This window comes from Stenotrophomonas sp. PS02300, assembly GCF_029959395.1.
Taxonomy (GTDB): Bacteria; Pseudomonadota; Gammaproteobacteria; order Xanthomonadales; family Xanthomonadaceae; genus Stenotrophomonas; species Stenotrophomonas maltophilia_AD.
On record NZ_JASCOP010000047.1, the window covers coordinates 1 to 13,495 of the forward strand.

General features: G+C 66.9%; 13 protein-coding genes and 1 pseudogene. 5 read left to right on the forward strand and 9 right to left on the reverse strand.

Translation table 11 applies throughout. The features are described from left to right. Positions 1 to 246 (forward strand): annotated as a pseudogene (locus QMX79_RS10505) (MFS transporter); the annotation flags it as partial. 15 nt (positions 247 to 261) lie between these two features. Continuing rightward, entirely contained in the window at positions 262 to 801 is a 540-nt protein-coding gene (locus QMX79_RS10510; protein ID WP_282246701.1) for a TetR/AcrR family transcriptional regulator, read from the forward strand. 5 nt (positions 802 to 806) lie between these two features. Here the strand turns inward: QMX79_RS10510 and QMX79_RS10515 are convergent, their stop codons facing one another. After that, positions 807 to 1,274 carry a MarR family winged helix-turn-helix transcriptional regulator gene (locus tag QMX79_RS10515; protein WP_282246702.1) on the reverse strand — a complete coding sequence of 156 codons (468 nt, stop codon included), beginning with the start codon at positions 1,272 to 1,274 and terminating at the stop codon, positions 807 to 809. A gap of 65 nt (positions 1,275 to 1,339) precedes the next feature. Here QMX79_RS10515 and QMX79_RS10520 point away from each other — a divergent pair, with 65 nt between their 5' ends. Continuing rightward, positions 1,340 to 2,824 (forward strand): FAD-dependent oxidoreductase, encoded by a 1,485-nt coding sequence (locus QMX79_RS10520; RefSeq protein WP_282246703.1) that lies wholly within the window; start codon positions 1,340 to 1,342, stop codon positions 2,822 to 2,824. On the opposite strand, the gene QMX79_RS10525 is transcribed toward QMX79_RS10520, so the two are convergent. From QMX79_RS10525 to QMX79_RS10540, 4 genes are all read right to left on the reverse strand, one after another. Beyond that, entirely contained in the window at positions 2,825 to 3,283 is a 459-nt protein-coding gene (locus QMX79_RS10525; protein ID WP_282246704.1) for a nuclear transport factor 2 family protein, read from the reverse strand. Positions 3,284 to 3,388: 105 nt separating this feature from the next. Continuing rightward, positions 3,389 to 3,823, reverse strand: a complete 435-nt coding sequence (locus tag QMX79_RS10530) for a hypothetical protein (RefSeq protein ID WP_282246705.1) — start codon at positions 3,821 to 3,823, stop codon at positions 3,389 to 3,391. A gap of 46 nt (positions 3,824 to 3,869) precedes the next feature. Further along, positions 3,870 to 4,640: a DUF2306 domain-containing protein gene (locus QMX79_RS10535; protein WP_282246706.1), complete on the reverse strand. Its 771-nt coding sequence runs from the start codon at positions 4,638 to 4,640 to the stop codon at positions 3,870 to 3,872. Positions 4,641 to 4,712: 72 nt separating this feature from the next. After that, positions 4,713 to 6,668: a hypothetical protein gene (locus tag QMX79_RS10540; protein ID WP_282246707.1), complete on the reverse strand. Its 1,956-nt coding sequence runs from the start codon at positions 6,666 to 6,668 to the stop codon at positions 4,713 to 4,715. 170 nt (positions 6,669 to 6,838) lie between these two features. Between QMX79_RS10540 and QMX79_RS10545 the strand changes: the two genes are divergently transcribed. Then, complete coding sequence (locus tag QMX79_RS10545) at positions 6,839 to 8,032, forward strand: GAF domain-containing sensor histidine kinase (protein ID WP_282246708.1); 1,194 nt, start codon at positions 6,839 to 6,841, stop codon at positions 8,030 to 8,032. Here the strand turns inward: QMX79_RS10545 and QMX79_RS10550 are convergent, their stop codons facing one another. The 4 genes from QMX79_RS10550 to QMX79_RS10565 form a co-directional block, all read right to left on the reverse strand. Then, positions 8,033 to 8,875: an alpha/beta hydrolase gene (locus tag QMX79_RS10550; RefSeq protein WP_282246729.1), complete on the reverse strand. Its 843-nt coding sequence runs from the start codon at positions 8,873 to 8,875 to the stop codon at positions 8,033 to 8,035. A gap of 231 nt (positions 8,876 to 9,106) precedes the next feature. Continuing rightward, on the reverse strand, positions 9,107 to 12,037 hold the full coding sequence (locus QMX79_RS10555) for a sensor histidine kinase (RefSeq protein ID WP_282246709.1): 2,931 nt from the start codon (positions 12,035 to 12,037) through the stop codon (positions 9,107 to 9,109). Between the two features lie 39 nt (positions 12,038 to 12,076). Further along, entirely contained in the window at positions 12,077 to 12,457 is a 381-nt protein-coding gene (locus QMX79_RS10560; protein WP_282246710.1) for an AraC family transcriptional regulator, read from the reverse strand. Between the two features lie 109 nt (positions 12,458 to 12,566). Continuing rightward, positions 12,567 to 12,953, reverse strand: a complete 387-nt coding sequence (locus QMX79_RS10565; protein WP_282246711.1) for a hypothetical protein — start codon at positions 12,951 to 12,953, stop codon at positions 12,567 to 12,569. A 177-nt stretch (positions 12,954 to 13,130) separates the two neighbouring features. Between QMX79_RS10565 and QMX79_RS10570 the strand changes: the two genes are divergently transcribed. Beyond that, the gene (locus QMX79_RS10570; RefSeq protein ID WP_282246712.1) at positions 13,131 to 13,493 is read left to right on the forward strand and encodes an H-NS family nucleoid-associated regulatory protein; all 363 of its coding nucleotides are present in this window, start codon (positions 13,131 to 13,133) and stop codon (positions 13,491 to 13,493) included. The last annotated feature ends 2 nt before the right edge of the window (positions 13,494 to 13,495 follow it).

The window sequence follows — 13,495 nt, forward strand, 5'->3', positions numbered from 1 at the left end:
GGCCTGGAACTGCCCGCCGGCGCACCGGTTGCGGCGCGCGAGGGCATCACCGAAGCGTTGGCGCTGGCCAGCGCCGACGGTGCGGGCGGGACCGCGCTGCTGCACGCCGCGTCAACGGCGTTCGATCGCAGCTACGCGCTCATCCTTGCGATTGTCGGCGCTGTACTCGGCGCGGGCAGCGTATTTACTCTCGTGCTGTTGCGCCGCTACGGGCCAGGTTCGGCTACCTTCGCTGTCAATCACTGAGCACTGAACACCGCCATGCGCCAGAGCAACCGCGACAGCATCCTCGACGCCGCCATCCGGGTGACCAACCGCGATGGCATCCGCGCCGTCACCTTCGATTCGGTCGCCGCCGAAGCCGGGGTGACGCGAGGTGGGCTGGTCTACCACTTCCAATCGCGCGAGGCGCTGATCCAAGGCATCAATGAGCAGCTTGCCGCGCAGTGGGAAGCGGTGCTGGTCGGCCACGCCGGCAAGCCGTTCGAGCAGACCACGGCCACCGAGCGCCACCGCGCCTATATCCTCGCCTCCAGCCACGGCGCCACCCGCGCCGAACTGCTGTTCCTGCTGGAGTTCGCGCACGACCCGGCCCTGGCCGCGCCGTGGGACCGGATCATCGACGCCTGGGCCGCGCCTGACCCCACCGACCCGGACGATGCCCAAGCCATGGCCAACTTCATCGTGCGACTGGCGTCCGACGGGCTCTGGGCCCATGACTACATCGCCAACCGGCGCATGCCACCCGCGGTGAAACGGCGGGTGACCGCCGCGCTGGCAAAAATGCTGGGCAGCGACTGACCCTGTCAGGCCCCCCGTTCGACCGCTTCCATGGCATCGGCGAATTTCGCCATCAGCCGCACCAGGTCCGATACCTCCTGCGGCTCCCATGAGTCGAAGATGACCCTGCCCATCCGCTCGCGCGCGGCGTCCAAGCGATCAGTCATCTCCTTGCCCTTGGGCGCAATGGTGGCCTCGCGGATCCGGCGGTCCTGCGGATTACCCTGGCGGGTGATCAGTTCCATGGTCGCGAGCTTGGCCACCTGCCGGCTGATGGTCGTGTAATCGCGCCCCAGCCGGTCAGCCAGTTCGACCACCCCGATCGGCCCGACCCGCTCGATCACCACCAGCAGCCGGAACAGAGCCTGGTCCAGCTTCACCCCCGCTTCCTGCAGGAGTCGCTCGTCGTTGCGCGGGCGGTTCATCACGCTGACAAGGCTGACCATGGACAGGTGCAGCGACTTCAGCTGGGCCGAAATATGTGTATCTTGCACTCTCTTTTTCGCAGGCATAGCATCCCCTCCAGATACGTGCATATTACACATACTTGGAGAAAACGATGGGTAACACCCCTGATGTTGTGATCTGTGGCGCCGGTGCCGCTGGTTTGACCCTGGCCATCGAACTGGCCCGGCGTGGCGTGTCCTTCAGGCTGCTGGAGCAGCAGGACCAGCCTTTCCATGGCTCGCGCGGCAAAGGCATCCAGCCCCGCAGCCAAGAGGTCTTCGAGGACATGGGCATCCTCAACCGGTTGTTCGCTACCGGGGGGCCGTACCCCCTTTCGCGTACCCACCATGGCGATGGCAGCAGCGCCGACAGCGCGGTTCTGGAAGCTGCGCTGGCTACCCCCGCCGAGCCCTATCGTCAGCCGCTCATGGTGCCGCAGTTCCTTACAGAAGCTGTCATGCGTGAGCGGTTGGCCGAACTGGGCCATGCCGTGGAATTCAGCCACGCAGTGCTCGCCTTCGATCAGGATGGCGAAGGTGTGCACGTCCGCATCGCTACGCCCAGCGGCGAGCAGGCGATCAGAACCCGTTACCTGATCGGCGCCGACGGCGGCCGCAGCTTCGTGCGCCAGGCACTGGCGATTCCTTTCCCGGGCCAGACCCTGGGCGTTCGCGCCGTCGTCGCCGATATCGTGCTGCAGGGCCTGCCCCGCGATGCGTGGCACAACTTCAACGAGGACGACATGACGCGCCGCATCTCGCTGTGCCCGCTCATGGGCACGGACCTGTTCCAGTTGCAGGCACCGGTGCCGCCGGAGGGCGAGGTGGACCTGTCCGTCGATGGCCTGGCCGCGATGGTGCACGCGCGGACAGGGCGCGATGACATCACGGTCGACAGCGTCTCGTGGGCCTCCGCGTACCAGATGAACGCACGCCTGGCAGATCGGTATCGCGTTGGCCGGGTATTCCTGGTTGGCGATGCGGCGCACACCCATCCGCCTACCGGCGGCCAGGGACTGAACACCAGCGCGCAGGATGCATACAACCTGGGCTGGAAGCTGGCGTCCGTACTGGACGGCGCGCCAGAGGTACTGCTCGATACTTACGAAGAAGAACGCAGGCCGGTTGCGGCGGCAATGCTCGGTCTTGCTACCAGGCTTCTCGAGCACGCCCAGCGCGGCGACAACCGCCGTGGGCGTGAGGTGCAGCAGCTCGACCTGGGGTATCGGGTGTCTTCGCTTACGCTGCCGGCCGAATCGCGCGAGGGGCGCATCGAGGCCGGCGACCGCGCGCCTGATGCACCGCTGCAGGGCGCAGGCGGGCAGCCAATCCGATTGTTCGAGGTACTCCGCGGCACCCACTGGACGCTGCTCGGCCATGCGGCCGACCGCACTGCTGCGCCGCCGCGCGCCGGACTGCACGTACACCTCATTGGGCCGAAGGGTGACCTGCGCGACGACGATGGGCATTTCCAGCGCGCGTACGGACTGGGCCCGGACGAGTGGGTGCTGGTGCGCCCCGACGGCTATGTTGCCGCTGTTGCGGACGGCGGGCGACTCGCCGATCTGCTGTCACACCATGCGGCGTGTTCGCCCTGATTACCTGGCCGCCGGTGCCGTGGAGGCCGGTCTGGGCTTGGAGTACCAGAGCGCGTTGACGATGATCCAGCGCTCACCGAAACGGCCCATGTGGAAGTAGTCCACGAACCAGGGCGTCTCCAGCCGCACCGAGGCCGCGTTGCCGGTAACGTCCAGCACGCGGCAGGTACGGTCCCACTCTGCCTTGGGGGTCTTCAGCGCGCCCTGGCGGGTCAGGCCCACCAGTTCTTCCTTGCTCATGCGGCGCAGGCCCAGCCGCTCGTCCGGGGTTTCGCCCAGCACCATCCGCTTGGCCAGGTCTGGATGCAATGACCGCGCTACCCGCTGGGGATCGGCTTCCAGCTGCCCATCCACATAGTCAAAGCAGGTCGCCTCGATGGCGGCTACGGTGGCACCATCCGGTGGGGCCTGGGTAGGGGCGGAAGCAGCAGCGGCAAACAGCAAGGCAAGTGCAGACATGAATCCCCCAGTTGGTGACAGGATGGGAACAGCGCATGAAACGGTTGCGCCACATTACGCAATCATAGGTCTTGCTGGCGCAGATTCAGGCACGTAGGGCTGAGGTCAGCCATCCAGCCGCACGTCGCACTCTGTGCATAGCGGGAACATCCCACCCACCTTGTAAACTTTCAACGCGTCCCTCAGATCTCCGACGATATCGTTGCGCTGCATCTCCACATCGGCGGCTGGGACTTCGATGCCAAGCGGCACCAGTTCCATGAGTCGATAGTGGATCCAACCCACGCCATTGAGCCCTATGCCAGAATCGAGCTCAAGGAGGGTAAGCACCAGCATGGTTCCCCGCCATCTGAAGAACCATTTCCATTGGTGGCGCGCGTCATCCGCAATGTTGAACGCAAGCCGAAGGTAACTGTCGTGCTCGCGGTCAATGGTCCATTGAAGAGCTGGCGGCCCGTCGATACCGAGTGCTTCGTTGACCGCATCCAGCCGGTATCGGAGCAGGTCTTCGTTCGAGATGAATTCATTGTGGAATGACATTGGCGTCTGCCTCTCGTTGGCCTGCTGGCCACCCGTTCGTTCCAAGCTACGGCACACCTGGCCGGACCACCCTGCAGTGATAACACCCGCTGTTATCGCCGTCGACGTTGTACCAGGAATGCGCGCCACCATGCGCCTCACAATCCCGCCCCTTGCCGGCGACGCCCAGGTTGATCAGGAACCAGGGCAGGTGCTGCCTGATGGCAGTCCTCCAACGGTAGGGCGAAGGCGTGCAGGCAACGGCCCTTCGGCGAAACGCTTCCACCATGACGAGCGGCAACAGCCAGCTTGCCCAAAGCAGGCAAGAGATGAGTGCCCCGCCCGGCGCCAGGCCTGAAGCAATGGCCACCGGCAACATCAAGCGGAACAGGACTGGCGCCAAGGTCACCGCGTAGTTGCGGATCATCCACGTCCTGTGCCGCTCCACGCGGCCGCGGTGGATCGCGATCATGGCCAACAGCGCCGTGGTCAACCACGCCAGGGCCGTACCGGCGAAACCAATCTTGATGGAAAGCGGTGCGGGGGTGGTGGCGATCAACCCGGCGGCGGCTGCGCTGGCCGTGAGGACTCCACCGAAATAGAGATACCCAACCCGCCGATGCAGTGCAGGACGTTCCCACCACCAGCGCGCCAGCAACTGGATCGGCCCGGTCACGATGGCCACCACGCCGCCAGCCAGGTGCAGCCATAGCCAGCCATGGCGATCCACGAAGCGGCCGTACGCGGGGCTGTCCAGAAGCCCGTACTTTGCATACGCCGCCAGCAGGAATTCGGCTGATACCACCACGATGATCAGCCAGGTGACGACCATGAACATGGCTCTCAACACTGTGTACCGGGGCGATGGCATCAGCGTCTCTTCCGGTTGAGCTACTGTCGAGCCGCCAATCTAGCCAACCCCGACCACCCGTTCAATCCATGCAAGGCGACGTGCATCGGCGGTGTCCCTGCGCAGCGCTGCCAGCCCGTCGGCACGGCCAAAGGCATGCAGCAGCAGCGGTCCAAGGTCGACCAGCGGCGATTTCGCCTGCCCCATCTCGTGCAGCAGGGCGAACGAACGCCCCTCGAACTCGCTGAGCAGCTCGGAACCGTAGCGCGCCGCGTGGCTGATACCCGACAGGTACAGGGCCTTGAACACTTCCTGCTCCGGCCACTGCAGTGCCATCCGCAGCGGCCATTCGATCAGGTTGCGCTCGCCCCACAGATCCTGCTTCCGCGTGACCTCGTTGGCGACCAGGGACAGCGTCAGTGACTGCGCCAGCGCGCCCAGATACGGCTGCATCTGTTCCGCCGTGGGCCGCGTGTAGATCGCATCGTGCGGCGCGCCCTGTACGCCGCCCAGTCGCGCAAGCACCCTGCCTTCCAGCTCCAGTATCGCGGCCTCCAACCCTGCCCTGTCCGACGACACCGCTTCACGCCCGATCAATGCCACGCGGGCGGTATCCCAGATGCCAAGATCGACGGTCCAGAGGTTGCCTGCCTCACCAATGGAACCGAGCACCAGCAGATCCGTACTGGACGCGAACCCAGCCGCGGTTTCGCGTTCGCCGGCCTCGTCCTGCGCACCGAACAGCACCGGCCCGCCACCCCGGACCACTGCGGCCAGGGAGTGGGCGTGCAGGGATGTCCATTCGTAGGCGCTTTCCGCCAGGTACAGCGGAATGGCGCGACTCAGGCGCCCCAGTTCGTCTTCCCGTTGTTGTTCCGCGCGCTCTTCGCCGCTCACGACCTTGCCCAGCATCAGGAACGTCACCTTGCGCACACCTTCGGGCTTGTTCGCAAACAGCCACTGCGGATCGCGCAGGCCGTAACGCCAGATCGGAAGTTCGAACGGCATGTGCGCGATCTGCAGTTCTTCCGTGTCGATTGGCCGCGATGATGCACCCGCTTGCCGCCGCGCCTCGTACTGGCTGGCCATTGCATCCAGATGCTGCTTGAACGGCGGAATGTTGAGCGCGTACAGGCGATGCAGCAACGCTTCGCCCTCGTCCAGGCGATCAAGATGCAGATAAGCCTGGACCAGGTTCATCCCGACCTGCGGCCCATGCGTTTCCGGGTCGTAGGACGGACCGATGAGGTCCACCAGCTCGACGATCCTGCCGGCATTGCCGAGGTCGCCAGAAATGACCAACAACACATCGGTGCTGTGCGCTGCCTGGGCGAGCACGCTGCGGAACTGGTCCAGCGCTGCCGGGACATCCTGCTTCGCAAGGCTTTCCCGCCCCAGATAGAGGCTGGCGCGCCAGCTGCCCGGCAGGGCCGCTGCCTGTTCCAGTGCTGCCCGGTAGGCGGGCTCACCGCCGCGCTCGCGCTGCCGTGCAAGCCACCAGCCCAGGCCGTTGTCCTGGTTCGGGTCCAGTTGCAGCGCCTTCCACAACGTTGCATCGGCCTGATGCTCGTCGCCACTACCGGCCTGCACCTTCGCGAGGTTGGTAAGGAGCGTCGCGGTCTCGCCGATCCTGCCGATTGCATCGCGCAGCACCTGCCCGGCCTGCGCGAAGCGTTCCTGCTGCATCAGCACGATCGCGCGGATGACGTGGGCCCGTTCAACGATGGGGTCGATCTCCAGCATCCGCTGGGACGCAGGATCAACCTCGGCGGCGAACCCGTCGTCCAGCGCATTGAGGATGAGTTGGTAGAGCTCGTTGGGCTGGTCCCACATCGCCTTGATCTGGGGCAACAGCATGTTGTCGCGCCAGTCGGCCCGGGTGACCTGCAGTTCCCGGCCGTGGGCGTCGTACGCGGTGATGAGCTGGGCTGGTGCGGCCTCCGCCGGAGGCGCTGCAGCCTGGGACACGGCCAGCGGCGGTCTGGCGCTGGCGGGCTTGCCGGTCAGGCTCTGCATCAAACGCTTGAACATCGTTCCTCCATGGGCTGGGCGCAGGCCATTCTGCACCAATCCCGCGGCGGCTGAACTGTTAAGTATCTGCCTTGGCCGCTGTGTGCGGCTCTGGTTGGATCCCAACACGGCACGATTCGTGTGACCATTACTGGACTGAAGACCTGCTGAAACCCATGCCCCAACTCTCCGATCCCGCCCTGCTCCGCGACATCGCCGAGATCGGCCGCATCGCGGCCGTCCCGCGCATCCTCGAGACGGTCGCCCACATCACCGGCTGCCGGTTCACGGCCATTGCCCGGGTGACCGAAACCACGTGGACGGCGTGCGCCACCCACGACACCCTGGGCTTCGGCCTGGTGCCGGGTGGCCAGCTGGTGCTGGAAACCACCATCTGCGATGAGATCCGGCAGTCGCCCAAGGCGGTGGTGTTCGCCCATGCCAGCCTGCACCCGGTTTATTCCAGGCATCACACTCCGCGCATCTATGGGCTGGAGAGCTACGCCTCGGTACCGATCTTCAGGCCGGATGGCAGCTTCTTCGGCACCCTGTGCGCGATCGATTCGGCGCCGGCCACGTTCGATGAAGCGCATGTCCAGCGCTCCATGGAACTGCTGGCCGAGCTCGTCGGCAATTACCTCGATACCGAAGAGCGCCTTGAACAGGCGGCAGTGGCGCTTACCGATGCGCGGCAGGTGGCTGAGCTGCGTGACCAGTTCATTGCCGTGCTGGGCCACGACCTTCGCAATCCCCTGCAATCGATCAGCTTCGTGACCGAAGCGCTCGAAGCTGCGCCGCATACCGATTACCAGCAGCGCATGTTCGACCACATCACCTCCAGCGTGAATCGCATGGAAGGGTTGGTGAGCGATGTGCTCGACTTCGCGCGTGGCCGGCTGGGCGGCGGCATTCCGGTGGCATTGCGCAGTGCCGACCGCCTGGCGGCCGACCTGCGGCAGGTGGTGGATGAAGTGGCCAACGCTACCGGGCGTTCGGATATCGCGGTGCGGATGCAGATCAATGGCGCGGTGGTGTGCGATTCCAACCGCCTGGGGCAGCTGCTTGCCAACCTGCTGACCAATGCCGTGCAGCATGGCGACGCTGCTGCGCCGATCGCGCTGGATGCGGTGACCGGTCCAGAGGGATTGGTGCTGACCGTGCGCAACGGCGGGCATATTCCCGCCGAGCGACTGGCGACCCTGTTCCGGCCGTTTTCGCGCGAGCAGGCGGAGCTGCCGCGGCCCGGCCTCGGCCTGGGGCTTTACATCGCCGCCGAGATTGCGCGGTCGCATGGGGGCACGCTGGTGGTGACCTCGGATGAGGCCACCGGTACAGCATTTACGTTCCGGATGCCGGGTGGCAGCGCCTGATCAGGACTTGATGAAGGCCAGCAGGTCCGGATTGATCACGTCGGCGTGCGTGGTCAGCATGCCGTGCGGGTAGCCCTTGTAGACCTTCAGGGTGCCGTTCTTGACCAGCTTCACCGAGAGCAGCGCCGCATCTGCGATCGGCACCACCTGGTCGTCGTCGCCGTGCATGACCAGCGTCGGCACGGTGATCGCCTTGAGGTCTTCGGTCTGGTCGGTTTCGGAGAAGGCCTTGATGCCCTCGTAGTGGGCCTTGGCGCTGCCCATCATGCCCTGGCGCCACCAGTTCTGGATCACGCCCTGGGAGATGGTCGCGCCGGGGCGGTTGAAGCCATAGAACGGGCCGGTCGGGAAATCCACGAACAGCTGCGCACGGTTGGCCGCAACACCCGCACGGATGCCATCGAATACTTCGATGGGCAGGCCACCCGGATTCGAGGCCGTCTTGAGCATCAGCGGCGGCACCGCGCTGACCAGCACCGCCTTGGCCACGCGACCCTGCGGCTGGCCATGCCTGGCCACGTAGCGCGCCACTTCGCCGCCGCCGGTGGAGTGGCCGATATGCACGGCGTTGCGCAGGTCCAGGTGTTCGAACACGGCCGATGCATCGGCTGCGTAATGGTCCATGTCATGCCCGTCGCTGACCTGTGCCGAGCGGCCGTGGCCGCGGCGGTCGTGGGCGATGACGCGGTAGCCCTTCTGCAGGAAGTACAGCATCTGGGTGTCCCAGTCGTCCGACGACAGCGGCCAACCGTGGTGGAAGACGATGGGCTGCGCATCGCGCGGGCCCCAGTCCTTGTAGAAGATGCGGACGCCGTCTTTGGTGGTGACGTAGTTCTCGGACATGAAAGTGTTCTCCGGAGCGGGGGAAGGGGTGCGTGCCATGGCAAAGCCCGGCAACGCCATGACGGCCAGCGCCGAGGCACCGGCCTGGAGCGCCTGGCGGCGGGTGAGCATCAGCGTATCCAACACGTTGGGGGGCATCGGTGAATCCTGCGCATGGGCGGCACCTCACATGGGGCCAGATACCGGCGGGTTCACGCTTGTACGCCGTTGCTCTTCATGCCGATGCCCGGATCAGCGGCGCCGCGGTTCCCACGCAAAAGACGCCGGTACCTGCAGGTCGATCTCCGTACCGCGCCCCGACCGTCCGGACAGGATCGTCAACGTGCCACCGGCGCGCGCAGCGCGCTCGCGCATGCCTTCCAGGCCCCAATGCCCGGACATGGCCTCCGCGCCTTGGGGCATTCCAATCCCGTCGTCGCTGATGCGCAGACGGAAACCGTGGCGCCCATAGCTGACCAGTATCTGCACCTGCGCCGCACGTGAATGACGGAACGCATTGAGCAGGGCTTCGCGGCCGATCATGTACGCCTCTTCGGCCGCACAGGTCTGCATCGCGCGCGGCGTGCCTTCCACCACCAGGCGAACGGCCGGGGTCTCAAGCCCATGCGCCTCCTCCGCCACGCCCATCAGCGCAGCACCAAGATCGCGCGTGCGTTCCACATCGCCACGCAGGCCGCGCACCCGCTCGCGGCCGTCGGCCGCTACCTGCTCGGCCATGGTCATGGCCGCTTCCAGCTCGGCGCGGACCGGATCGCTGGGCGACAGTTTGCGACTGGAGGCATGCAACCGCAGGATCAGTCCCTGCGTGCTCTGCAGCAGGGTGTCGTGCAGCTCGCGTGCGATCCGCTCGCGCTCGCGGTGACGCTCATCCAGCCGTGTACGGATCCGTGCGGCCAGCTGCCGCAGCCGGCCCAGGTACAGCAGCCACAGCAGTGCCGCACCCGCGAGCACGCACAGCACGCGGAACCAGGCGGTTTCCCAGTAGTGCGGTGCAACGTTGACCACCACGCTGGCGCCCTGCTCGTTCCAGACCCCATCGTTGTTGCTGGCCGCCACCCGGAACACATACTGCCCCGAGGCAGGCGCGTTGTAGAACGCCGAGCGCGCGGTCGAGGCCTCGAACCGCTGCGGATCGAAGCCTTCCAGCTGATAGCGGAAACGCACCCGCTCGGGAATCGACAGGCTCAGTGCCGTGAAGCGGATGCGCAGGTTCTTCGTACCGGCCGGAAGCTCCACGGCACCGCCATGGATCGGCATGTCCACACCGTCCACTGCCACCGACAGGATCTCCACCGGCGGCGCCACGCGGTTGCGCATGATCCGGGCGGGGTCGATCGAGACCAGTCCACTGGTGGTGGAAAACCACAGCCGCCCATCCTGCGTTCGTACGCCCGTGGGCAACGGCCGGAACTGTGCCGCGATGCCAGGCAATGCATCCAGCGCATCGAAGCGCTCGTAGCGCGGGGTGGCCTGCGCACTGAACAGCCCGCCGATGTCCCCGGCGCGCACATGCACCACGCCACGCGCCCCGTTGAACCACAGGTCGCCAGCAGCATCGGCCACGATGCCGCTGATGCCACGCAGGTCTTCGCGCACTGCAGGCAGCACATTGTGCAGCTGGCCATCGGTCACGCGTGCCAGGCCGCGTTCGCCGCCCATCCACATGCCGTGCGCGTCCTCGAAGAACGCGGTGACGTTGCCCACGTCCAGCGGCTCACCCGACCACGGCGTGGAGAACACCCCATGGTCGAGCACCGCCACCGCATTGCGGGCAAAGCCCAGCCACAGCCGCCCGCCGGCATCGGCCTGCATCACCAGCGGCGAACCGCCCGTGGGCAGTCCGGGCCTGTCCTGGAAGTGCGCCCACTGCCCGTCCTTGAACCGGTACACCCCCGGCGTGTTCAAGGACACCCAGAGCGCGCCGTCCGGGGTGGTCGCGATGGCCTGCACACCCGAGCGCGCCGCCACCGGCAGCCCGGATACCTTCGAGAACCGCTCCCCGTCCCGGCGCCACACCCCGTCTGGACCGGCCAACCACATGGTGCCGCCAGCATCGCGGTGCATGCCCGTAATCCCCGCCGGCAGTGCCAGCGTCTGGCGTGAGGCCATGTCCACGCGCTGCAGCGGGTGGTTGCGGGTGCCCACCAGCAGCGCGTTGCCCTCCGCGGCCATGGCGAACTCCTGCGCGCCTTCCGGCATCGGCACCTGCACCAGGTTGGCGTGGCGGAAACGGTCCAGCCCGCGGCTGCTGCCCACCCACACGTTGCCCTCGCGATCCTCCAGCAACGGCTGCACGTAATCGGAGCTGAGCCCCTCCGCGCGACGGAAGGACTCCGCCTCCGCCTGGGTGCGCTGCGGTGAGCGGCGAACCAACCCGGTACCCAGCGTGGTCGCCCAGAGCACGCCATCACGGTCGAAGAGCAGCCCGGCCGATTCCACGGCATCGCCCTGGCCTGAAAGCGGGCGCACACCGCCGTCCGCTTCGGCCACCCAGATGACACCGTCCGGCGCCTGTGCAATCTGGCTCACCCGGCCCACGCGGGCCGGCACCCGTTCGAATGCGCTGGCACCGCGTCGCAACACCACCATGCCGGCTTCGGTGGCGACCCACAACGTGCCCTCGCGATCGGTGAACAACGTACGCGCCTGGCGTCCCGGGTAGCCCATGGCCTGCGTGGGCCGCGCCCAGCGCTGGCCCTGCAGGAACAGTGGGCCGGTAAAGGTGGCGGCCCACAAGCGGCCCTGGCCGTCTTCGGCGAACCGGAACACGGTGCTGGTCGGCAACCCCGCCGCTGGCCCGTAGTGACGCACGCCGTTGCGCTCGACCCGGCTCACCCCGCCGTAGCGGAAGCCCACCCACAGCCCGCCATCGCGGGCGGCGTACAGGGTCGACACACTGGTCGCGGGAAAGGCGTCATCGCCGGGCGGCACGAAGCGCGTGAAGCGCACGCCATCGAACCGGTACAGGCCGATTTCCGTACCCAGCCAGAGATAGCCATCGGCTGTCTGTGCCAGCGCGGTCACCTGCCCCGGTGCGCCCTGGTTGACCGTCCACGCGGTGTGGTGGAACTGCCCCACCGCCCGCGCCGGGTCCAACGCCGCAGCGTGGCCGCCCAGCAGAAGCAGGCACGCGCAGGCAAGGCCCCGGAATGTGATCGTCATGGTCAGCCCCTGCGCGTCCCGACCATCATACAAAAACGCTTACCCGCAAGGCGTTCCGTCGCATTGCTGGCAGGTCGCGGGCGGCAGGGCGCGCACGTAGGCCGTGGGGGTGCAGCCCAGCGAGCGGCGGAACCAGCGCACGAAGTGGCTCTGGTCGTAGAAGCCCAGCGCGCTGGCCACCTGGCACACGCGCTGGCCCTCGGTACGCAGCAGGTGCCGGGCGCGCTCGATGCGCCGCATGCGCAGGTATTCCATCGGGCTCAGCCCGGTCTGCTCGCGGAAGGTGCGAGCGAAGTGGAACCGGCTCATGCACGCCGCCCCGGCAATGGCGCTGAGCTGCAGGGGCTCGGACAGGTTGGCCTCGATATAGTCGACCGCCCGCCCGACCGCGCGCGAAGGTGCGCCTGGCACGGGTTCCACGGCGGATGCCGGACGATGGGCATGCATTGGCTCGGACCTCGCGAAATCTACCCGTGCATGCTGTTCCTGCAGCGCGCCCCGCCCAAGCCCCGATTGGCTGGCCGCGCGACTACTCTTTCGGGTGAGTGTTCGTGTTGTCGTCGCGACCGCGCCGCGACGCAGGCAGCTCCAGCACCCGTCGACCGAACAGCACCGCGTCCACCGAATACGCGCCCGGGCCCAGCAACAGCAGCGCCAGCAGCAGCCCGGCCATCGGCCAGCCGTCCAGCGCGGCATCCAACCCGGCCAGCACCAGTGCCCCGCCTATCCCCACCGGCAGCAGCGCGCCGAACGCGATCAGGGCCGCGGCTACCCAAGCCAACCCGAGCAGGTCATCCGGGGGCAGCGCCCCGCGCAGGCCCCAGGGCCCTACCAGCATCGACGACAGCAACAGGCGGAACAACAGCAGGCCCACGCCGGGCATGCGGTCGGGAAAGGTTGCGTACAACAGCTGCACCGGGGCGCCTCCAGCGTCGATCTGGCTGTGCCCATTGGGGACCCATCGGCGCCGGCGCGCATGCCTCGAAAGAGTAATGCGGGCCTCCCCCGCGGGTTGTCTGACACTGATTCCGGGGATTGATCACATGGGCATTTGTTATCGTTGCCGCCGTCAGCCCTCATTTCCTGGACTTCCATGCCCCGCAAGCCATCCGCATCCCTCTCCCCGCACGCCGTGCTGCGTGCAGCCACCAAGGAGGCGTATGAGCGCGTCACCCTGCTGCTGACCACCAGCTTCGGCGATTTCAGCCCGGAACAGCAGCGCAGGCTGCGTGCCCTGCTGGGCAGCGAGGGCGCGGCCAGCCCGGCCAAGCGGGCCAAACCCGCCAAGGCCGAGCGGAAGGAACTGCCGCCGCGTTACTGGCTGCCGCATACCCAGGAAACCTGGTCTGGTCGCGGCCGCGTGCCGAACACCTTCCTTGCCTGGGAGGGCACCGTGGCCCATACCGAGTGGAAGAAGCACCACCCCGATGAGCGCTTCCCGGCCTACCCGGGCTGAAC